Raw genomic sequence first — 20,391 nt, forward strand, 5'->3', positions numbered from 1 at the left:
CGTGCCCTACCTGCTCCGCGCGGAGCCGTATGACGCCAGCCTCGGCGCCGTGCGGCCCCTCTACTTCTCCGACGTCGGCTTCACGACCGAGCCGACGGACAGCCCATCGAACACCTATTGGGTCCGGCGGATCGAGACCCCGTTGACGGTCAAGCGCAGCCTGTTCTCGGGCGCGGCCATCGGCGGGTACAGCGAGACCAGCTTCGGTCACGCGACGCTGGCCAACGACGACGGTGGGCTCGACTGGCTGTCCGATCTGGAGTGGGACGGGCGGCGGATCGAGATCCTGTACACCACCGTCGAGCGGCCAACCCTGGCCGACTTCGTGCTGCTGTTCAGCGGCGCGGCCGAGCAACTGGTGCCGGGCGACGTGCTGGAGATCGAGCTGCGCGACCTGCTGGTGCTGCTCGACGTCCCTGCGTCGCGTGGCCAGTTCGGCGGGACCGGCGGGATCGATGGCACCGCCGCGCTGAAGGGTCGGGAAAAGCCCTGGCTGATCGGCCGGCGCCGCCAGTTCGAACCGGTTCTGATCAACGCCGTGCTCAACATCTACATGATCGATCCGCTGGGCTACAGCGCCCTCCTCGCCGCGCGGGACCAGGGCGTCGCCTTCGGCGCTCCGGTCGGGGATTACGCCTCCTACGCGGCCTTGGCCGCCGTGTCGCTGACCGGCTCCCAGGTGGCGACGGCCAAGGCCGTCGGGCTGATCCGGCTCGGCGCGAAGCCCAACGGCCGCTTCACCATCGATGCCGAGGGCATCAAGGTTGCCGGCGCCTGGGTCTATCGCTTCGCGGACCTCGTGCGACACCTCGTCACCAGCATGACGACGCTGGAGGATGCGGACCTGGACGGCTCCTCCTTCGCGGCGATGAACACCCTGCAACCGGCCGTCCTCGGCTACTGGTGTGATGGCTCCAACGTCCCCCAGGTGCGCGACGTCGTCGACGAGTTGGCCGAAAGCGTCGGCGCCTACTGGGGATTCGGCGAGGATCGGCTGCTCGGGCTCGGGCGCTACGACGGCCCGGCCGCGACCGCCGATTTCGAGTTTCCGGAGCGCGACCTCATCGACTTGACACCCAGGTCGGTCGAGCGCCGCCAGAAGACGCTCAAGCTCGGCTATCGGCCGTTCAGCGTCACCTTCTCCGAACAGGAGTTGGACAACGCCACCACGGCGGCCGACCGGGAGGCGTTCCAGGCCGAATACCGCTGGACCACCGTCGGCACCAATGCGGCGGCTGCTGCCGCTTCGCTCCTGGCGACAGAGGACGAGGCCAAGACGCTCTTCGACAGCGAGGCCGACGCCGTCACCGAGCGCGACCGCCGGCAGGCCCTTTACGGCGCCAAGGTCAAGGCGTTCGACGCGCTCGTCCCCCTCACGCCCGGCCTGGAAGTCGGCCATACCGTGCGCCTGACCGATGCCCGCTACGGCCTGGCTGCCGGCTGGCGCGGCCTCGTCCTGGAGGCCGAGCGCAACGCCGATGACGAAACCCACAAGCTGACGGTGATGGGACCCGCATGAAGCCGCTGCATATCCTCTGGAAGAAGCCCAGCGACGTAGGAACCGTCTCCGGCGGGTCCTGGGTCGGCACGGGCGGTCTGGCTCTGTCCAACCTCCAGACGCAGGACGTCATGGAGCTGGCCCGCTCGACCAGCACGGCCGAGGCGGCGACGTGGTGGCGGTTCGACTTCGGCCGGTTGGTGCCGCTCTCCATGTTCGCGATCCTCAATCACAGCGGCAGCACCATCGCCCAGCGCCGGCACGTCGTCACCAACGACCCGGACAACGCCGGCACTCCGGTCTATGACACGGGGCTGGAATCGATGTGGACGCCGACCGAGGTGTGGGGCACCCAGCCGTTCGGCGCCTTCCCCTTCGACGGCATCGACACCGCGGCGTATCCGGCGGGGACGGTCGACCTGCACGTCGCGCCCTCCACCGTCTACGGCCAATACCTCTTCACGTACATCTCGGACACCACGAACCCGGCCGGCTACTTCCAGGCTGGCCGCTTTCTGGCCGGCGAGGCGGCAACGCTGTCGATGGCATTCGGCGTGAAGGTCCGCCCGGTCGATCCCAGCACGGCGCGCCGCACGCGCGGCGGCCGGCGAATCGTCCGGAAGCTGCCGGGCTACCGCGAGATGTCGATGACCTTCGAGCATCTGACCGAGGCCGCCGCCATGGCGACCGGCTTCGAGATCGACCGCCAGCTCGGCAAGAGCGGCGACTTCTTGCTGGTCTACGACCCCGACGACGACCCGTCTGTTCGCTTCCGGCGCACGATCTACGCCGCCCTGACCGAGACCGTGGGCATCACCACCACCACCGCCACCATGCCCCGCCGCTATGGCTGGGCGATCAACGCCGAGGAGCTGATCTGATGGCCATCTTCAACGGCCGGTCCTGGACGCTCGCCAACTTCAAGCCCTTCGAGTACGTCAAGATTTGGGACCAATTCTGGGACGATGTCTTGGCCGAGATGGGGTTGCGCGCGACGGCGGTCGGCGCCTCGCTGGTCGCCACCTCCGCCACCAGCGACGTCAGCATCGGCACCGGTGCCAAGACGCTGGTGATCCAGCCGGGCAAGGGCTTTACCCCTGGCCAGTGGGTGGTTGCCACCGACGCCGCCAACGCCGCCAATAGCATCACCGGCCCCATCACCAGCTATGACGCCGCCACGGGCGCGCTGGTCATCACCGTGCCGGCGGGCAGCGCAGCCGGCTCCGGAACTCCAGCCGGCTGGAAGGTCGGAATCAGCGGGCAGACCGGCCCGGCCGGTGGGGTGAGCGGCTTCAACATGCGCGTCGGTGCCGTCACGCCCCTGGCCGGCGATTACCCGCCGTCCCTGATCGGCGCCATTGGCCAAGGATGGCACGTCATCCCGCTGCCGGCCTCCGCCATCAAGCCGCGCATCACCTCCGGTGCGACCAGCTCCTCATCGGAGACGGCCACGAACAAGATTTTGAAGCCCGTCCTGACTTTCGACGCTGCGACAGCCCTCTACGGGCAAGTCACCATCCCAATGCCGCCATCGGCCAACCTCTCCGCCGGCCTGATGGTCCAGTATGTCTGGGAGGCCGCCTCGGGCTCGGGCGCCACCGTCATGGGCGCGCGGGCACAGTGGCAGCGGGACGGCGACACCATCGATTCGGCGTGGGGCACGGCGGTCACGGTGACGGACACATTTTTGGGTGCCGGCAAGCGCCACATCTCAGCCATCAGCGGCGTGGTGACGCCGGCCGGCACGGCCGGGTCGGGCTGCTCCCTCCTGCTGGAAATCTACCGCGACGCCGCCAACGCCTCCGACACGCTTGCCGTCTCGTCGTCGCTGCTTGAGGTGCGGGTCTACTATTCCATCAACGCTCCGGCCGATGTGTGAGGTGCTGACATGTTGATGCTTTCGAGCGTTGGGTATGGCGGCTCGACGGATCGAGCGTCCAACGGGCAAGATCCCTATCGCGCGTATACCCGCACAATCGTGCAGCCAATGGCGTCTGACGGTGTTCCGGTCGATGACGGCCCTAATAACGAGGTAATTACTACAGGAACGGCGTTTTCATTTGGCTCGTCGGTATGGTCTGGCTACAAGAGCCTGACCTTCCCAGGAAACCCCGCTTATTGGCTGGCCTGGGCCGCGACATCGAATTTTACATTCACTGGCGACTATTGCTTTGAGTGGGTCGGCAAGATCACGTCGCTCGCGGCGGATCAGGCGACGTTTGCGCGATACGGGGGAGCTGCCGAGTATCTGGACGTTTTGCGAACGACCGGCTCTTACGAGACCACCACGTACAATCCTGGAGGTTTGGCGGTCAACGCCCCGGCTGGAACACTTGTCGTAAATCAAAATGTTCATATCATCAAACAACGAGACGGGACGAATCTGCGGCTTTACAAGAACGGCACCCTTGTAAACTCCGCTGCTGGCGCGACCGGAATGACGAATGGGGCGGCAATCCCGTATTTTGGTATCTTGGATACTGGAACCCTAGGCATTCCTCTGTTTGCCGAAATTTGTGCCATCCGCATGACCGCACACAACCGTGGCATCTCCGGCTCGACCGCCCCCAATGCGTTGGTCGACGGACCATTCCCGATCCTATGAGGACGACATGCTGTACGCGCTTGTAACTGCCGATGGGGCCATTGCCCGCAACGAGGCCGGCTTTGACCGGTATCAGGATTTTGTCGACGAGCCGCCCGACCTCGCTCCGGCAAAGGGACTGCGGTGGCTGCCGGTTGCCGACACGCGGCCCGATCCGGGGCCCGGCGAGCGGCTGTCCGGACCAGCGGTGACGGTCAGCGAGGACGCGGTGACGCGAGTGTGGTCGGTTGAGCCGGCCCCACCGCCGCCCGTCCCCGCGAGCGTGAGCGCCTTCCAGGCCCGCGCCGTGCTGCACCGCTCCGGCCTGCTGCCCGCTGTCGAGGCGGCCATGACGGCATCCGACGACGCCGAAGCAAGGCTGGCCTGGGAATACGCCGTCGAGTTTGTCCGGGCCGGCCCCCTGCTGACGGCGGTTGCCGCGCAGCTCGGCCTGACCGACGAACAGATCGACGACCTGTTCCGCGAGGCTGCGACCATCCAGGCCTGACCCCGCGACAACACTCCAGCCCAAGCTGACCGACCCGGCGCCCGTGAGGCGCCTTTTTCATGCCTCCTCCAAAAGAAACGGGCGACCGGCAGGGGAATGCGGTCGCCCGAGGCAGTCTCACGGAGGAACAACCAATGCCTGATCCTCCCATGCCCAATCCCCCGCGTCATGTCCGGCACAACCCGATCCGGAGCACTCCCTATGTCTGATGCAACCGACACCGACCCAGCCGAGCAGGAGGTGGAGCGGGCGCTCGCCGACTGCGGCGGCAACAAGGACGCCGCCCTCCTGCTGCTCGGCCACCTCCTCGTCAACGCCAAGCGGGGCCTGTCCGCGGGGCTCTACCGTCTGCCGCCGGCCGACCGCCGGTAATCGCGTTACAGCCGGCCTGTAACGCTTAATTCCCGAACCACGGAGACCATCATGCCCACCACCACGCCCAACGGCGCGGCGATCCCGCGCACCATCACGCCGGTCTGCCCAGCCGCCGTCGATCTGGTGAAGCATTTCGAGGGCCTGTACCTGACCGCCTACCGCTGCCCGGCCGGTGTCCCAACCATCGGCTACGGCCACACCGCAGGGGTCACCATGGGGCAGGTCATCACCGCCGCCCAGGCGGAAGCCTTCCTGTCCGCCGACCTGACCGCCGCCGCCGGACAGGTGGACGAACTGGTCACGGTGGCGCTGAACCCCGACCAGCGCGGCGCGCTCGCCTCCTTCGTGTTCAACCTCGGCAGCGGCAGCCTCGCCAGCTCGACGTTGCTCAAGCTACTGAACGCGCGGGACTACGAGGGGGCGGCGATCCAGTTCGACCGCTGGGTCTACGCCACCGTCGACGGCGTGAAGACGCGGCTCCCCGGCCTCGTCGCCCGACGTGCGGCGGAGGCGGCGCTTTTCCAGCGGCAGGTCGTGCAGGCGCAGATGGGCGCGGCACCCGAGGGGCCGGAGGAGGACCGCGTCCGGGCCGTCCAGCGGATCGTCGGCACCAAGGTGGATGGCGTCTATGGCCCGGCCACCCATGCCGCCGTGGCGCGGTGGCAGGCGGCGCACAAGCTGGTTGCCGATGGCGTGGTCGGGCCGGTGACGGCCAAGGCGATGGGGCTGCCGGCATGACGGCCGAGACCTTTCCCGTCCTGGGCGCCCGCCGACACAAAGCCGTGCCCGGCACACCCGCGTCGGTTCCGTGGAGCCTGCTCGCGCCGCACGAGGCGCAGGCCGAGCGCGGAGGGTTGTCGCCGGCCGAGATGGTCGCGGTGCTGGAGGATCGCCCCTGGCGCCACATGGATCCGGCTGCGGCGGTCGCCCGGCTGCACGAGATCATCAAGGAGCGCTCAGCATGACCATCGACGCACAGGGCCTGAGGGAGCAGGTCAAGGCCAATCGCGCCAAGCTGGACGGCTACCCCGGCCCGCACCAGTTCGAGTGGCTGGACCGCCCGAGGCTGTCGCCGCGCTACCGCTGCACCGTCTGCGGGGGCGAGGCCGACAGCCTCTTTCTGACCGGCTACGAGGCCGGGCTGAAGCATGGGCGGGAGGCGGCCAAAGGGATGGTCATCATGACCACACCTTCGGCTCCGACTGCCGCCGAGCCGTCCGCCGGCGGCGCCCACATCTGCGCCCACGGCTACGACCCCAACTGCACCGCCTGCGAGCCGCTGGCCCCCGGCTCCGGCATCGGTGAGGGCCAGGATCTCGCGTCACAGCCGTTCTGACTGAGCGCCGAGGCGCCAGGCCAGCCATGAGGTTCTTCATGGCTGGTCTGGCAGTTATCGACTTTGAACTGTCACCCAATCGGGAAGGGTGCCGACAGTGCTGTGATCTTGCGGGCGATACCTTTCGTGACGCGTGTTGCGTAGGTCAGTCCATCCATGGAGTTCTGCCCGTCATACCCGATCGTGAGAGGCGCGGTGCTGTTGTTCATCGGGCCGGAAGCCGTGGCCGTTCCGACCGACGCACCGTTGAGGTACAAGGTCAGGCCGCCGGCCGCCGAGCCCGTGACGGCGACGTAGAGCGTCGCGTTGGCGCTCACGGCCGTGGGACTGGTGATCCGGGTCCGGGTGGTTCCCGACACGAAATCAAAGAACAGATTGGAACCGGTGGTGAAAAGCTCGAAGGCGCTGTTGGACAGGTTGCCAGCGGTCCATTGCCCGAGCATGGCCTGGGTGCCGGACACCGTGTCCAGACGCCCAACCCACTCGATGGTAAATGCCTCCGCCCCCATGTTCCAATCCGCACTGTCGGGCGCCGACACATAGTCGCCAGAGCCGCCCAGCGTCACGGCATCGTAACCGGCCCAGAGGCTACCGTTGGTGATCGCGGCGTTGCCATTGAGCGTCAGCGTGCGCAGGCCTGTCCGATCGAACGCCAGTGTGTCGCCCGCCTGGGGCTGGAGCAACAGCACCGTGCTGCGCCAATAAGGGTCAACGGGGAGGGTCGAGATGGTCAGCGTGTTGCCAGGATCGTCGTGGGTGAGCGTGATGCCCGTCCCGGCGACGAGGAAGGATGCGACGGTGTCGCGAATGAACTCGGCGAGGTTGGGGATCTGTGACGCATCGGGCGGCGTCGGCGACAGGTCGGACAGTGCCCGCTCATCATACACCAGGGCGTTGGTGATCTCCAGCGTATCGGCGTGCAGCAGGATGCGGGCGATCGGCAGCGTGCCAGTGGGAATAGCCGGCGGCGTGGCTGAGCCGGCGCTGCCCACGATCATCGAGGCGGCGCCGGTGCTGCGGTCGATCACGATGCGGTCGACCCGGAAACCGGTGACCGGCAGCGCCAGGGGGCCGACAGTCTGCGCCGCCACCTCGGTCAGCGTGGCGCCGTTCAGTAGGAAGCCGCGATCAAGCGCCACCGTCAGGTCAGGAGCGCTCTGTGCGTGCGGCGCGAACGGACCGACGATGCGCTGGGCCACGGCCCAATTGGTGGTGGACTGCGGCAGGTCGGTCGGATTGAAGGTCTGGACGGTCATGGCTTTCCTCTGCTTGGATGGACAGCCAGAGCCTATTTGTTCTTGGTACGTTCATGATGATGTTTCTGAGAACACGACCTGTAAACCAATGATTTGCAATACATAATCGTTAATGCGTCCATCGACCATACCCAGCCTGCGCCATCCCGGTCGCGGGCTTTTCCATGCCCACAGGAGGGGCACGCACATGGCTTTCCGAATGGCTTCTCTCATCCCGGCCCGCAAGGTGTGGGCCGGCGGTCTCTCCGGCGTCGCCGTCGCCGTGCTCGGCGTGGCGCTGCGTCAAGGACTCGGCTGGGACTCCCCGACGACGTGCTGTCGATCATCGTCTCGCTGGTGACGCCCTCCGTCGCCTACATCGTGCCGCCAGCCGCGCGGGACATCATCGTGCGGGCGGATCAGGCGGTGAGGGAGGTGGGGCAGGGCGCGACGCAATAGGGCAGGGCGATTCGCCGAGTCGCGGAATTGGGAAGAAACAAGAACGCGGGGTCGAGCCACGTGTCAAGCGCGTGCCAATCGAATGTCACGTTCCCGCAGCGTTCTGCGCTCTGTTGCGCAAACGCTTCCGGAGAGCGTTGGCCTAAGTGATTGATGCGCAAGCGGGAAAATGGCGGACCCGACGAGATTCGAACTCATGACCTCTGCCTTCGGAGGGCAGCGCTCTATCCAGCTGAGCTACGGGTCCGTTGCTTGCGGAGGCGGACCTTAGCGCAAGCCAACCAGCAACGCAACAGCCCTTCTTGCCGATTTTGCAAATCGCCACGCCCACGCTTGTTATCGAATCCCAATAAATGCATAAGATGTATTATGGAAATTACATGCTCATACCCCGTCTTTCCGCCAGCCCAGCGCCCGCGCGGCCAGCAGAATCGCAAGGGCCACCGTCAACAGCAGCAAGGCGCAGGCGACCGCCACGCCGGTTTCCCCCGTCGCGATGTTGAGGAAGACGGCTGTCGGCAAGGTCTCCGTGCGCAACCGCGTGGCTCCCGCGACGATCAAGGTCGCACCGAACTCCCCCAGCGCCCGCGCCCAGGCCAGCAGCGCACCCGCCGCGATGCCGCGTCCGGCGAGCGGAAGGTCGATCCTCCAGAACACCTCCCAGGCTCCCGCCCCAAGCGTCCGCGCCGCCGCCCCATAGCCGGGATCGACTGATTGGAAGGACGCCATGGCGCTGCGCAGCACCACCATGGTGGCGATGAAGGCCAGGGCCAGCACCACCCCGGCCGGCGAGAACAGCAGTTCGATTCCCAGCGCGCCCAGCGGCCCGCCCAGCATCGGGCGTCCGAACAGGAACAGCAGCCCAAGCCCGGCGACCAACGGCGGCATGACCAGCGGCAGGTCGAGCAGCGTGTCGAGCAGCGCCCGCCCCGGAAAACGCCGCCGCGCCATCAGATAGCCGGCGGGCAGACCGAGCGTCAGCGCGATCACCAGGGCCGCCACCGAGGTCAGCAGCGACAGGCGCAGGGCGAACAGCGTCTCGGCGGAGGACAGGGCCGCCGCCAGTTCCCCCCAGCGCAGACGCAGGACCAGCGCGCCCAGCACGCCGGCAACCGTCACGGCGACGATCGCCAGTGGCAGCACGGCCAACCGCTCGAACCGGGACAGACCGGAAGAGGACGGGCTGGAAGAGGACGGGCCGGAACAGGGCAAGCCCCGCGCCCCTACGGCTTGGGAGCCCCCGGGGTGACGTCCTGGGGAGCCGCCGGAAAGCCGAAACGTTCGAACACCGCCAGACCGGCGGCGGACGCCAGATAATCGGCGAAGCGCCGGGCCGCGTCGGGGGCCCTGCTGGTGGTCAGGACGGCCACCGGCGCGTATTCCGCCTGATACCAGTCCGACGGAATGGAGCGGACGGCGAGCGCGCCCGGATTCTGCGCGATCTCCGACGCCCCGATGATGGCGGCGTCGACGTTGCTATCCAGAAGATACAGCGCAAGCTGCTTCACCGTCGCCGCACGGACCGTGACGTTCTTGCGGATCGCCTCGCCCTGGCCGGACTTGTCGAGGATCTCCTCCGCCGTGCGGCCGAGCGCCATCGCCCGCGGATCGCCCAGCCCCAGCCGCAGGCCCGGCTTGGCAAGGTCGGCGAAGGATTGGATCACCCCGGCCTTGCCCGGCGTCACCGCCAGCACCGGTCCATGCACCACCAGCACCTTCAGGTCGGCGACGGCGCCGCGCTCCTTCAGCTTGTCGGTGTAGAAGGTCGTGCCGGGAATGAACAGATCACCCGTCCCCGTCTCGTCGAAACGGGCGAGAAGCTGCCCGGAACCGCCATATTCGGCGCGCACGGCGATGCCGCTGTCCTTCTCGAACGCCGCGATCAGGGCATCGATCGGCGGACGCAGGCCGGCGCCGACATAGGCGTGCAGCTCCGCCGCCATGGCGGGAACGGCAAGGGTGAACAGGCCGAGCGCAAGGAGCAGAGCTTTCGATCGCAGGACTTGCAGACGCATGGGACAGCTTCCTTCGCAACGATGGCAGGGATGCCCGACAACGCTATATTTCATTCAATATTTCGATGCCTTGGTCAAGCCGGACCGGATGGCGGCCCGCCGCCGGCCGACCCACACGCCCGCGCTAAGAACGATTCGCATTGCACGGAAATTGCCGCTATATCGGTCGGCCGGGACCTCGGCGCCCATCCGCCCCCGGTCCCGCTTCCTGCCTCCTTAGCCTGTTCCCGCCCCATTCCCCGAAACCGTCCGACCGTCCCGTGACCGACGCCCCTTCCCCTGCCGCCTTCAGCCCCGGCCCCTGTCCGTGACAAGCTGGGCGCACAAGATCGCCGGGCTGTTCACCAGCCACCGCACGCATGTGGAGCGGGTCATCGCGCGCCGCACCGGCGATCCCCAGGTGGCGGGCGATCTGGCGCAGGACGCCTTCCTCCGTCTGGCCCGGATGCCCGACGGCGAGGCGGTCGAGAACCCGGCCGGGCTGCTGTTCACGGTCGCCGACCGCATCGCGCTGGATCATTGCCGGGTCCTGCGGCGGCGGCGGCGGCGCGACGGCGGCGCGCCCGGCGAAGACATCCCCTCCCCCGCCCCCGGCGCCGACGCGGTCGTCGAACGCAACGAAACCATGGCCCGCCTGCGCGGCGCCGTCGACGGGCTGTCGCCCAAGACCCGCGCCGTCTTCCTGCTCTACCACGCGGAGGGGCTGTCCTACCGGGCGATCGCCGAGCGGCTGGAGATCTCGCCGCGCACCGTGGAGTATCACCTGCGCCAGGCGCTGGAGCAGTGCCGGAGCCACATGAAGGGGCGCCCTCCCCGGCCCCGGTAGCCCCCGGCCCGGAAGACCGGCTTTCCGGAGGCGGAATTATCTCAGGGATTTTCCTGTCCCGATCGTCTTGATAAGGAAAGAAACCGGAAGGGGCGCGGACACGCGCTTGCGCGGAACAGGCGATGAGCGACACGGACAGACAGCGGCAGGATCGGGACCAGGATCAGGACGAGGACGCGCTGTTCGCCGAGGCGAACGCGTGGTTCTTCCGTCTCCAGGCCGACGACCTCACGGCGGCGGAGCGCACCGCCTTCACCGCCTGGCTGGCGCGCGGCCCGGCGCAAGCCCGCGCCTGGGGCGAGGTGCGCGACCTGCTGGACTCGCTGAAGGTCCCCGCGAGCGCCGCCCATCGCGCCGCGCACGGCATCCCGGCGCCCACTGGTGCGCGACGGTCTTTCGGGTTCCGATCCTTCCGGACACGCCGGTTCGCCCCGGCGGCGCTGGCGCTGCTGCTCGCCGTCGGCGGCTGGGGCCTGTGGCGCGGACCGGCGACCTACCAGAATCTCGTCGCCGACCACGCCACGGCGGTCGGCGAGCATCGCGCGGTCCGGCTCCCCGACGGCTCCAGCGCCGACCTGAACACCGACAGCGCCATCGCGCTGGACTTCCAGGGCGGCGAACGGCGGGTGCGGCTGCTGCGCGGCGAGGCCTGGTTCCAGGTCACGCGCGACCCGGAACACCCCTTCGTCGTCGATGCCGGAACCGGCGCCGCCCGCGTGCTCGGCACCCAGTTCAGCGTCCGCCGCGACGGCGGGCGCGTCACCGTCACCGTCGGCGAGGGGCTGGTCGAGGTCGCGGCGCTGGGCGGCGACGGCGGCTTCAGCTGGGAGGACACCGTCCGAGTCCACCCCGGCCAGAGCGTCGAAACCGGGGCCGGCGGGCTGTCGGCGCCGGTCGCCGCCGACCCCGGCGTCGCCTTCGCGTGGCGCAACGGGCAGGTGGTGTTCCGGCAGCAGCCGCTCGCCTCGGTCATCGACGCCTTGAACCGGCAATGGCCCGGCCGGGTCGTGCTGCTGAACGACGAGGCCGCCGACCGCGTCGTGTCGGGCGTCTTCTCCCTCGACCGCCCGGCGGCGGTGTTCGACGCGCTGGAGCGTGGCATCGGCGTCCGCGCCACCCGCATCACCCCCTACCTGACCCTGCTGCGCTGAGGCTTCCGCCGCCCCTTCCGACCGCTCATCCAGAAAGAATCGGCGCACCGCAAAAAACTTCCCGGGGTTTTCGCCGCGACCATCGTCTTGTTGGAAAAAGGGCAAATGAGACGCAGTCGCGATCGACCGCGTCGGCCCTGTGTTCCTTTCGGCAGAGGCGAGCGATGGCGGCAGTTGGCGCGGGTGCGGGTGTGCGTGTTTCGAAGACGGGCCGGCGGGCTCCCTGGCTGGGCCGGCTGCTGGCCAGTTCGGTGCTGATCGTGCCGGGCCTCCTGGTCCAGGGCGTTCCGGCCGCCACGGCGCAGGCACAGGCCCAGACGGGAACCGTCGCCTTCGCCATCGCCCCGCAATCGGTGGACGGCGCGCTCGCCGCCTTCTCGGCCGCGACCCGCATCCAGGTCCTCACCCCCGGCGAGGTGACGCGCGGCGTCTCCTCCCCCGGCGTCAGCGGCCGGCTCCCGGCGCGCGACGGGCTGAACCGGCTGCTGTCGGGCACCGGGCTCGTCGCCCGCTTCCTGAACGACGAGACGGTGACGGTCGAGCGCGTCGCGGCGCAGGGCGCCGTCCAGCTCGATCCCGTCCAGGTCGCCGGGACGGCCGCCGCCACCGGCCCCAGCGTGCTGCCCCAGGCCTACGCCGGCGGGCAGGTGGCGCGCGGCGGGCGGCTCGGCGCGCTCGGCAACCGCGACGTGATGGACGTGCCCTTCAGCGTCACCGCCTACACCGCCGAGACCGTCCGCAACCAGCAGGCCGAGACCGTCGCCGAGGTGCTCGCCAACGACCCGGCGGTACGCGCCAGCCTCGGCTACGGCAATTTCTCCGAAGCCTTCGTCATCCGCGGCTTCCCGCTCTACGGCGAGGACATCGCCGTCGACGGGCTCTACGGCATCGCCCCCCGTCAGGTCTCCGCCGCCGACATGTACGAAAGGGTGGAGCTGCTGAAGGGCGCCAACGCGTTCCTGAACGGCGCCGCCCCCAGCGGGACCGGCATCGGCGGCGGCATCAACCTGGTGCCCAAGCGGGCCGACGACGAGCCGCTGACCCGGCTGACCGCCAACTACGCGATGGACAGCCGCTTCGGCGGCGCGGTGGATGTCGGCCGCCGCTTCGGTGACGGCGGGATGTTCGGCGTGCGCGCCAATCTGGTGGCCCGCGACGGCGAGACCGCCGTGGACGGCGAGAAGCGCTCGCTGCTGCTCGGCACGCTGGCGCTGGACTATCGCGGCGAGCGGGCGCGGGTGACCCTCGACCTCGCCTCGCAGCGCCAGCGGGTCGAGAACGGCCGCCCGGTGGTCCATCTCAACAGCAGCGCCGTGCCCGCGGTGCCCTCGGCCTCGCGGAACTACGCGCAGCCCTGGACCTATTCGGACATGCGCGACACCTTCGGCCAGCTCCGCGCCGAATACGACATCCTGCCCAACGTCACCGTCCATGGCGCGCTCGGCCTGCGCCACACGCGGGAGGACGGCGACTACGCCTCGCCCACCATCACCAGCGCGAACGGCAACGGCACGTCGAACCGCCTGACCGTGCCGCGCCAGGATTTCGCGTCGAGCGGCCAGATCGGCCTGCGCGCCGAGCAGAGCACCGGCCCGGTGCTGCACCGCCTCGACGTCGGCGCCTCGCTGATGCGCACCGCCAACCACAACGGCTTCGAGTTCGGCGCCAGCACCCCGACGAACCTGTACACCCCGATCATCGTCGCCCGGCCGCGCACGACCTCGGCCGCCGGCATGACCGGCGAGCCGCCGAAGGTCAGCGAGACCGACCTGAAGAGCTTCTACGCCTCGGACACGCTGTCGATCCTCGACGACCGGGTGTCGCTGACCGTCGGCCTGCGCCAGCAGAACCTGCACGTCAAGGGATACAACCGCGCCAGCGGCCTGCGGACCACGAACTACGACGAATCCGCCCTGACCCCGGTGGTCGGGCTGGTGGTGAAGCCGCTGAAGGAGCTGTCGCTCTACGCCAACCGCATCGAGGGGCTGGCCCAGGGCCCGACCGCGCCGACCACCTCCGTCAACTCCGGCGAGATCTTCGAGCCCTACAAATCGGTGCAGTACGAGGTCGGCGGCAAGCTCGACTTCGGCCGCTTCAGCGCCTCGCTCGCCCTGTTCCAGACCTCGCAGCCGAGCGGCGTCACCGACCCGGTCACCCGGATCTACGGCGTCTCCGGCAAGCAGAAGAACCGCGGTGTCGAGCTGATGCTGTACGGCGAGCCGGTGGAGGGCGTGCGCCTGATCGGCGGCGCCACCGTCATCGATCCGGAACTGACCAACACCGGCAACCCCGCGACCGAGGGCAACGACGCGGTCGGCGCGCCGCGCCACCAGTTCAACGCCAACGTCGAATGGGACCTGCCCTTCCTGCCGGCCTCGCTGCCGAAGGTCACGCTGACCGGCCGGATGATCCACACCGGGTCGCAGTATGTGAATGTGGCCAACACGCTGAAGATCCCGAGCTGGACCCGCTTCGACCTGGGCGCGCGGATGACCACGGACATCCAGAACCGGCCGGTGACCTTCCGCGCGGCGGTGGAGAACGTCGCCGACAAGGCCTATTGGGCGTCCGCCAACGGCGGCTACCTGACCCAGGGCAACCCGCTGACCGCCAAGCTGTCGATGTCGGTCGATTTCTGACCGGCGGCACCCGGCGCCAGCCTCCAGCCAGCATGAAGGGCCTGCCATGACCAACCGGACCATCAAGGCGTGGTACCTCGTCCACAAATGGACGAGCCTGATCTGCACGCTCTTCATGCTGCTGCTGTGCCTGACCGGGCTGCCGCTGATCTTCCACGACGAGATCGACCAGTTCACCGAGGACAGTTCGCTGCCGCCGGTGCCGCCGGGCACGGGGCTGAGGACGCTGGACGAGGCGGTGGCCGCCGCGCGCGCCGCCTATCCCGGCGAGCGCGGCCTGTTCCTCAGCTTCGACGAGGATCGGCCGGTGGTGAACGTCACCACCGGGCCGACCGCCGGCGCGTCGCGCAAGGAGATGCACATCTCCGCCATCGATCTGCGCACGACCCGGATCGTCGGCGAGCTGAACGACGAGAGCGGCTTCATGCATGTCATGCTGCGCCTGCACGTCGATCTGTTCGCCGGGTTGCCGGGCGAGCTGTTCCTCGGATTCATGGGCTTCCTGCTGTTCGTCTCCACCGTCTCGGGCGTGGTGGTCTACGCCCCCTTCATGCGCAAGCTGCGCTTCGGCACGGTGCGGACGACGCGCAGCGCCCGGCTGAAATGGCTCGACCTGCACAATCTGCTGGGGATCGTCACCCTGATGTGGGTGGCGGTCGTCGGGCTGACCGGCGTCATCAACACGCTGTCGGTGCCGCTGGTCGCCTATTGGCGGTCCGACCAGCTCGCCGCGATGGTCGCGCCCTACAAGGACAAGCCGGTGCCCGAGCGCTTCGTCTCGCTCGACGCGGCGGTGCGCACGGCGATGGAGGCCGCCCCCGGCACCCGGCCGCAGTTCGTCGCCTTCCCCGGCGTGCGCTTCTCCAGCAACCACCATTACGCGGTGTGGCTGAAGGGGGCGACCCCGGCGACCAACCGCATCCTCACCCCCGCCCTGGTCGACGCCGAGACCGGGGCCCTCACCGCCATGCGCTCCATGCCCTGGTACATGCTGGCGCTGCGGCTGTCGCAGCCGCTGCATTTCGGCGATTACGGCGGGCTGCCGCTGAAGATCCTGTGGGCGGCGCTCGACGTCGCGGCCATCGCGATCCTCGGCAGCGGGCTCTATCTGTGGGTCGTTCGGCGGCGGACCTCCGTCGAGGCGCGGCTGCGCGAGGTCGGCGGCGACCGCGTTCCGGCGCCGGGAGCGGCCGAATGAAGCCCGCCGCTCCCCTGCCCGCCCCGCTGCCCCTGCGCGCCATTTTCGGGGTTCCCCTCCTCATAGCGCTCGCCACCATCGTCGGTCTGGTCGCGGCGCTGCTCGACGACGGGCTGCACGACGCCGTGTCCTGGGCCGCCCTGCTGGTGCCGCTGCTGGTGATCGGCTGGGCACTGCGCTGCCGGCGCGGCTGAACGCCACCCGGACCGGCGGGGCCGACGCTTCGGTCCGGGCCGAAGCACCCGGCGGGCACGGCGGGCGATAAGCGGGTTCATCCCCCTCCCCGGAGACCCGCCGACCATGACCAGCCTTCCCGCCGCCCGCCCCTTCTTCGGCTGGCGCGTCGTCGCCGCCACCTTCCTGCTCGCCGTCTTCGGCTGGGGCGTCGGCTTCTACGGCCCGCCGGTCTATCTGCACGCGGTGGTGGCGCGCACCGGCTGGCCGGTGACGCTGGTGTCCACGGCGGTGACGGTGCATTTCCTGTTCGGCGCGCTGGTCGTCGCGAACCTGCCGCGGCTGCACCGCGCCTTCGGCGTTCCCCGCGTGACCGTCCTCGGGGCGGCGCTGCTCGCCGCCGGTGTCGCCGGCTGGGCCGTCGCCGCCGAGCCCTGGCAGCTCTTCGCCGCGGCACTGGCGAGCGGCGGCGGGTGGGTGGCGTTGGGCGCCGCGGCGGTCAACGCGATCGTCGCCCCCTGGTTCGTCCGCAACCGGCCCGCCGCCCTCGGGATGGCCTACAACGGCGCCAGCGTCGGCGGGATCCTCTTCTCGCCGCTCTGGGTCGCGCTGATCGGCGGCCTCGGCTTCCCGGCGGCCTCCGTCGCGGTGGGGCTGGCCATGACGCTGGTGGTCGGGCTGCTGTCGGCGCTGGTCTTCGCGAAGACGCCAGAGAGCCTCGGCCAGCAGCCCGACGGCGACCGGCCGGGCAAGGTGGACGCCCGCCCCACCCCCCGGCACGCGGAGCCGCTCGCCGGCGGCGGCCCGTGGCGGGACCGCCGCTTCATCACGCTGGCCGCCGCCATGGCGCTGGGGCTGTTCGCGCAGATCGGCCTGCTCGCCCATCTCTTCTCGCTGCTGGTCCCGGCGCTGGGCGAAGGCGGGGCCGGGTTGACGATGGCGGCCGCCACCCTGGCCGCCATCGCCGGCCGTAGCCTGGTCGGCTGGCTGATGCCGGTGTCGGCCGACCGCCGCCTCGTCGCCTGCGCCAGCCTCGGCGTGCAGGTGCTCGGCTCGCTCATCCTCGCGGTGGCGGCCATGACCGTGGATGGCGGGGCGGGGCTGCTGGCCGGCATCCTTCTCTTCGGGCTGGGGATCGGCAACGCCACCTCCCTGCCGCCGCTGATCGCCCAGGCGGAGTTCCGGGCGGATGACGCCGCCCGCGTCGTGCCGCTGATCGTCGCCATCGGGCAGGCCGCCTACGCCTTCGCCCCGGCGGCGTTCGGCCTGCTCCGCGCCGGCCCCGGCGCGGAACCGCAGGCGGGGCTCCCGCTGTTCCTCGCCGCCGCCCTGGTCCAGGCCGCCGCCATCGCCGCGTTCCTGTGGGGGAGGCGTTCGCGCCGACCGGCGGTTGGCGATAACATTTGAATTTCTCGGCCCTTATCGTATCCTTCGGCGCCCCCGGATGTCGGCGCTCGGCGGCGAGCCCGCGTTTCCGAACCATATGTCCACACGGCCGGTGTCCACCCGGCCGGTGGATGGATGGATGGGGTCGGGGCCTTGCCGTTCGGAACGTGAAACGCCGCGCCAGTCTTAACCGCCAAACAAAATCGAGCGCATGGGAATGAGTGGGACACTTGCTGACAAGTACGACTTCAAGGTTGCCGAGGCGGACTGCCAGGAATCCTGGAAGCGCCTGAACACATACGCCTGGGACGCCGCCGCGCCCAAGAGCGAGTCGTACATCATCGACACCCCGCCGCCCACCGTGTCCGGCTATCTGCACATGGGGCACATCTACAGCTACACGCAGACCGACCTCACCGCCCGCTACATGCGGATGGCCGGCCGCAACGTGTTCTACCCCATCGGCTTCGACGACAACGGCCTGCCCACCGAGCGTCTGGTCGAGGCGACCCGCAAGATCCGCGCCACCGACATGTCGCGCGAGGAATTCGTCGCCATCTGCCACGAGGTGGTGCAGCAGTCCGAGGAGGACTTCCGCAAGCTGTTCCGCTCCATCGGCCTCAGCGTCGACTGGGCCCAGGAATACCAGACCATCAGCCCGACCAGCATGAAGCTGTCGCAGATGTCGGCGCTGGACCTGTTCAAGAAGGGCCATCTGTACCGCACCTGGCAGCCGACCCTGTGGGACCCCGTGGACCGCACCGCCCTGGCCCAGGCCGAGGTGGTCGACAAGGAGGTCGCCAGCTCGATGTGGGAGCTGGCCTTCGGGCTGGAGGGCGGCGGCGAGGTGGTGATCGCCACCACCCGTCCGGAGCTGCTCGGCGCCTGCTGCGCCCTGTTCATCCACCCCGACCACCCGAAGGCGGCCGGGCTGCTGGGCCGCAACGCGATCTCGCCGCTGTTCCAGGTGCCGGTGCCGATCCTCGCCGACGAGCGCGCCGACCCGGAAAAGGGCACCGGCATCGTCATGTGCTGCACCTTCGGCGACACCACCGACATCGAGTGGTGGCGCGAGCACAAGCTGCCGACCCGCGTCATCCTCGACAAGAACGGCCGCCTCACCGGGCTGGAGCGCATCGGCGGCAGCGCCGACTGGCCGTCGCTGGACCGGGATTCCGCCCAGGCGGCGGCGGCCGAGCTGACCGGCCTCAAGGTCAACGCGGCGCGCACCAAGACCATCGAGCTGCTGACCGCCCGCGATGTGGTGCGCGGCAGCACGGCGGTCAACCGCATGGTGCCGTCGGCCGAGCGCTCCGGCGCGCCGCTGGAAATCCTGGTGACGCCGCAGTGGTTCGTCCGCGTGCTGGACAAGAAGGACGACCTGCTCAAGATCGGCAGCGAGATCGCCTGGTACCCGCCCTACATGCAGGTCCGCTACGACCGCTGGGTCGAGAACCTGAAGTGGGACTGGTGCATCTCGCGCCAGCGCTACTTCGGCGTGCCCTTCCCCTTCTGGTACTCCAAGCGGCCCGGCGAGGAGGGCAAGGTGCTGTTCGCCGACGTGGCGGACCTGCCGGTCAACCCGCTGACCGACCTGCCGCGCGGCTACACCGCCGACGAGGTCGAGCCCGATCCCGACGTGATGGACACCTGGGCCACCAGCTCGGTGTCGCCCCAGCTCAACAGCCGCGCGGTGGCCCCCGGCTTCGAGGTCGACAGCGAGCGGCACGACAAGCTGTTCCCGGCGGACATGCGCCCGCAGGCCCATGAGATCATCCGCACCTGGGCCTTCTACACCATCGTCAAGTCGTACCTGCACGAGGGCAAGGCGCCCTGGAAGGACATCACCATCAGCGGCTGGTGCCTCGCCCAGGACCGCTCGAAGATGTCCAAGTCCAAGGGCAACGTCGTCACCCCCGACAGCCTGCTGGAGCGCTACGGCGCCGACGTGGTGCGCTACTGGACCGCGACCTCGCGGCTCGGCCTCGACACCGCCCTGTCGGAGGACGTGCTGAAGGTCGGCAAGCGGCTGACCACCAAGCTGTGGAACGCCACGCGCTTCGTCTCGATGCAGTTGAAGGACTTCGACGGCGCCCCGTCCACCCCCAAGGAGGACGTGGCCAAGGGCATCATCGTCAGCCCGGTCGACCAGTGGATCCTGACCAGGCTGTCCGAGGTGGTGCGCGGTTCGGGCGAGCTGTTCGGGAAGTACGAGTACGCTGACGCCCTGCACCTGATCGAGCGTTTCTTCTGGAACGACTTCTGCGACAACTACCTGGAACTGTCGAAGGGCCGCGCCTATTCCGACGTGGGCAACGAGGCCGAGCACCGCTCGGCCCAGTACACGCTGTGGCATTGCCTGGAGACCATGCTGCGCCTGTTCGCGCCGACCCTGCCCTACATGACCGAAACGCTCTACCAGGGCTTGTTCCCCGGCCGGTCGTCGTCGATCCACAACCGGGGCAACTGGCCGAAGGCGGACGACCAGTTCGCCTCGGCGTCGGCCGAACTGGCCGGCGAGGCCTGCGTCGGCATCCTGGCCGCCGTCCGCAAGGCCAAGAGCGACCGTCAGGTGTCGCTGAAGACTCCGCTGGCCTGGCTGCGCGTCGCCCCCGGCGCCACCCCGCCGGACGGCGCGCGGGAGCTGGTCGCCTCGATCACCGGCGATCTGGCCGCCACCATCGGCGCCAGCGTGGTGGAATGGGCGGACTCCCTGGAGGGCGAGACGGTGCCCACCCAGGATTCGGCCTTCGCGCTTCAGCTCGAATTCGCCGCTCCCGCCCAGGAGTAGGCGTTCGGCAGGCGTTTCGCTACCGGGGCCGTCCAGCATGGACGGCCCCACGCCCACCTGTCATCCCAGCGTGTCATGGCGTGAAGGCCCCGCGCGCGGCCGACCGCACGGAACCGCCGCCCCCCGCGCCGAGAAGCATCCCGCGATCCATTGCGGCCTCCCCATTTTCGCGGATCGTCGAGACAGGAACGGGAGGCCAGGGCGCAAGGCGGCGGG

The 20,391-nt window shown here is 69.2% G+C and carries 20 protein-coding genes, 1 tRNA gene and 1 pseudogene; 18 read left to right on the forward strand and 4 right to left on the reverse strand.

Annotated elements, in window-relative coordinates:
- Position 1 precedes the first annotated feature (1 nt).
- From JN22_RS01120 to JN22_RS01165, 10 genes and pseudogenes are all read left to right on the forward strand, one after another.
- Positions 2 to 1,519, forward strand: a complete 1,518-nt coding sequence (locus JN22_RS01120; RefSeq protein WP_085552152.1) for a hypothetical protein — start codon at positions 2 to 4, stop codon at positions 1,517 to 1,519.
- Positions 1,516 to 2,379, forward strand: a complete 864-nt coding sequence (locus JN22_RS01125; RefSeq protein WP_085552153.1) for a hypothetical protein — start codon at positions 1,516 to 1,518, stop codon at positions 2,377 to 2,379. The genes JN22_RS01120 and JN22_RS01125 overlap by 4 nt, the downstream gene beginning before the upstream one ends.
- Positions 2,379 to 3,377 carry a hypothetical protein gene (locus tag JN22_RS01130; protein WP_085552154.1) on the forward strand — a complete coding sequence of 333 codons (999 nt, stop codon included), beginning with the start codon at positions 2,379 to 2,381 and terminating at the stop codon, positions 3,375 to 3,377. The genes JN22_RS01125 and JN22_RS01130 overlap by 1 nt, the downstream gene beginning before the upstream one ends.
- Before the next feature lie 9 nt (positions 3,378 to 3,386).
- Positions 3,387 to 4,103 (forward strand): LamG domain-containing protein, encoded by a 717-nt coding sequence (locus JN22_RS01135; RefSeq protein WP_143268087.1) that lies wholly within the window; start codon positions 3,387 to 3,389, stop codon positions 4,101 to 4,103.
- A gap of 7 nt (positions 4,104 to 4,110) precedes the next feature.
- Complete coding sequence (locus tag JN22_RS01140) at positions 4,111 to 4,590, forward strand: hypothetical protein (protein WP_143268088.1); 480 nt, start codon at positions 4,111 to 4,113, stop codon at positions 4,588 to 4,590.
- A gap of 201 nt (positions 4,591 to 4,791) precedes the next feature.
- Entirely contained in the window at positions 4,792 to 4,962 is a 171-nt protein-coding gene (locus JN22_RS01145) for a hypothetical protein (protein ID WP_179166008.1), read from the forward strand.
- Positions 4,963 to 5,013: 51 nt separating this feature from the next.
- Positions 5,014 to 5,493 (forward strand): annotated as a pseudogene (locus JN22_RS01150) (lysozyme); the annotation flags it as partial.
- A gap of 18 nt (positions 5,494 to 5,511) precedes the next feature.
- Positions 5,512 to 5,703: a peptidoglycan-binding domain-containing protein gene (locus JN22_RS01155; RefSeq protein WP_223677534.1), complete on the forward strand. Its 192-nt coding sequence runs from the start codon at positions 5,512 to 5,514 to the stop codon at positions 5,701 to 5,703.
- Between the two features lie 44 nt (positions 5,704 to 5,747).
- The gene (locus JN22_RS01160) at positions 5,748 to 5,930 is read left to right on the forward strand and encodes a hypothetical protein (RefSeq protein ID WP_211099537.1); all 183 of its coding nucleotides are present in this window, start codon (positions 5,748 to 5,750) and stop codon (positions 5,928 to 5,930) included.
- Complete coding sequence (locus JN22_RS01165; RefSeq protein ID WP_085552158.1) at positions 5,927 to 6,301, forward strand: hypothetical protein; 375 nt, start codon at positions 5,927 to 5,929, stop codon at positions 6,299 to 6,301. Before JN22_RS01160 ends, JN22_RS01165 begins: the two co-directional genes overlap by 4 nt.
- A 71-nt stretch (positions 6,302 to 6,372) precedes the next feature.
- On the opposite strand, the gene JN22_RS01170 is transcribed toward JN22_RS01165, so the two are convergent.
- Positions 6,373 to 7,557, reverse strand: a complete 1,185-nt coding sequence (locus JN22_RS01170; RefSeq protein WP_085552159.1) for a LamG-like jellyroll fold domain-containing protein — start codon at positions 7,555 to 7,557, stop codon at positions 6,373 to 6,375.
- A gap of 312 nt (positions 7,558 to 7,869) precedes the next feature.
- Here JN22_RS01170 and JN22_RS34695 point away from each other — a divergent pair, with 312 nt between their 5' ends.
- Entirely contained in the window at positions 7,870 to 7,995 is a 126-nt protein-coding gene (locus JN22_RS34695) for a hypothetical protein (RefSeq protein WP_263300700.1), read from the forward strand.
- Between the two features lie 170 nt (positions 7,996 to 8,165).
- Here the strand turns inward: JN22_RS34695 and JN22_RS01175 are convergent.
- The 3 genes from JN22_RS01175 to modA form a co-directional block, all read right to left on the reverse strand.
- Positions 8,166 to 8,242, reverse strand: a tRNA-Arg gene (locus JN22_RS01175).
- A gap of 137 nt (positions 8,243 to 8,379) precedes the next feature.
- Positions 8,380 to 9,138 carry an ABC transporter permease gene (locus JN22_RS01180; protein WP_223677507.1) on the reverse strand — a complete coding sequence of 253 codons (759 nt, stop codon included), beginning with the start codon at positions 9,136 to 9,138 and terminating at the stop codon, positions 8,380 to 8,382.
- A gap of 80 nt (positions 9,139 to 9,218) precedes the next feature.
- Entirely contained in the window at positions 9,219 to 10,010 is a 792-nt protein-coding gene (gene modA / locus JN22_RS01185; protein WP_143268089.1) for a molybdate ABC transporter substrate-binding protein, read from the reverse strand.
- A gap of 307 nt (positions 10,011 to 10,317) precedes the next feature.
- Here modA and JN22_RS01190 point away from each other — a divergent pair, with 307 nt between their 5' ends.
- The 7 genes from JN22_RS01190 (at position 10,318) to JN22_RS01220 (ending at position 20,175) form a co-directional block, all read left to right on the forward strand.
- Complete coding sequence (locus JN22_RS01190; protein WP_223677508.1) at positions 10,318 to 10,836, forward strand: RNA polymerase sigma factor; 519 nt, start codon at positions 10,318 to 10,320, stop codon at positions 10,834 to 10,836.
- A gap of 122 nt (positions 10,837 to 10,958) precedes the next feature.
- Positions 10,959 to 11,987, forward strand: coding sequence for a FecR family protein (locus JN22_RS01195; RefSeq protein WP_085552161.1), 1,029 nt, complete (start codon positions 10,959 to 10,961; stop codon positions 11,985 to 11,987).
- A gap of 191 nt (positions 11,988 to 12,178) precedes the next feature.
- Entirely contained in the window at positions 12,179 to 14,626 is a 2,448-nt protein-coding gene (locus JN22_RS01200) for a TonB-dependent siderophore receptor (protein ID WP_223677509.1), read from the forward strand.
- 46 nt (positions 14,627 to 14,672) lie between these two features.
- Positions 14,673 to 15,824 carry a PepSY-associated TM helix domain-containing protein gene (locus JN22_RS01205; RefSeq protein WP_085552162.1) on the forward strand — a complete coding sequence of 384 codons (1,152 nt, stop codon included), beginning with the start codon at positions 14,673 to 14,675 and terminating at the stop codon, positions 15,822 to 15,824.
- Positions 15,821 to 16,018, forward strand: coding sequence for a hypothetical protein (locus tag JN22_RS01210; RefSeq protein WP_085552163.1), 198 nt, complete (start codon positions 15,821 to 15,823; stop codon positions 16,016 to 16,018). The genes JN22_RS01205 and JN22_RS01210 overlap by 4 nt, the downstream gene beginning before the upstream one ends.
- Positions 16,019 to 16,124: 106 nt before the next feature.
- A complete protein-coding gene (locus JN22_RS01215; RefSeq protein ID WP_085552164.1) occupies positions 16,125 to 17,405 on the forward strand; it encodes an MFS transporter in 1,281 nt (426 codons plus the stop codon).
- Between the two features lie 196 nt (positions 17,406 to 17,601).
- Positions 17,602 to 20,175: a valine--tRNA ligase gene (locus tag JN22_RS01220; RefSeq protein WP_085552165.1), complete on the forward strand. Its 2,574-nt coding sequence runs from the start codon at positions 17,602 to 17,604 to the stop codon at positions 20,173 to 20,175.
- The last annotated feature ends 216 nt before the right edge of the window (positions 20,176 to 20,391 follow it).

Source organism: Azospirillum agricola (genome assembly GCF_020005195.1).
In the GTDB taxonomy this organism is placed as follows: Bacteria; Pseudomonadota; Alphaproteobacteria; order Azospirillales; family Azospirillaceae; genus Azospirillum; species Azospirillum agricola.

Excerpts from the sequence above, each read along its gene's own strand:
- JN22_RS01165 (WP_085552158.1), top strand. The coding sequence starts at position 5,927 with ATGACCATCGACGCACAGGGCCTGAGGGAGCAGGTCAAGGCCAATCGC.
- JN22_RS01145 (WP_179166008.1), top strand. The coding sequence starts at position 4,792 with ATGTCTGATGCAACCGACACCGACCCAGCCGAGCAGGAGGTGGAGCGG.
- JN22_RS01215 (WP_085552164.1), top strand. The coding sequence starts at position 16,125 with ATGACCAGCCTTCCCGCCGCCCGCCCCTTCTTCGGCTGGCGCGTCGTC.
- JN22_RS01130 (WP_085552154.1), top strand. The coding sequence starts at position 2,379 with ATGGCCATCTTCAACGGCCGGTCCTGGACGCTCGCCAACTTCAAGCCC.
- JN22_RS01210 (WP_085552163.1), top strand. The coding sequence starts at position 15,821 with ATGAAGCCCGCCGCTCCCCTGCCCGCCCCGCTGCCCCTGCGCGCCATT.
- JN22_RS01155 (WP_223677534.1), top strand. The coding sequence starts at position 5,512 with ATGGGCGCGGCACCCGAGGGGCCGGAGGAGGACCGCGTCCGGGCCGTC.
- JN22_RS01195 (WP_085552161.1), top strand. The coding sequence starts at position 10,959 with ATGAGCGACACGGACAGACAGCGGCAGGATCGGGACCAGGATCAGGAC.
- JN22_RS01220 (WP_085552165.1), top strand. The coding sequence starts at position 17,602 with ATGAGTGGGACACTTGCTGACAAGTACGACTTCAAGGTTGCCGAGGCG.
- JN22_RS01140 (WP_143268088.1), top strand. The coding sequence starts at position 4,111 with ATGCTGTACGCGCTTGTAACTGCCGATGGGGCCATTGCCCGCAACGAG.
- JN22_RS01135 (WP_143268087.1), top strand. The coding sequence starts at position 3,387 with ATGTTGATGCTTTCGAGCGTTGGGTATGGCGGCTCGACGGATCGAGCG.
- JN22_RS01125 (WP_085552153.1), top strand. The coding sequence starts at position 1,516 with ATGAAGCCGCTGCATATCCTCTGGAAGAAGCCCAGCGACGTAGGAACC.
- JN22_RS01205 (WP_085552162.1), top strand. The coding sequence starts at position 14,673 with ATGACCAACCGGACCATCAAGGCGTGGTACCTCGTCCACAAATGGACG.
- JN22_RS01170 (WP_085552159.1), bottom strand. The coding sequence starts at position 7,557 with ATGACCGTCCAGACCTTCAATCCGACCGACCTGCCGCAGTCCACCACC.
- modA (WP_143268089.1), bottom strand. The coding sequence starts at position 10,010 with ATGCGTCTGCAAGTCCTGCGATCGAAAGCTCTGCTCCTTGCGCTCGGC.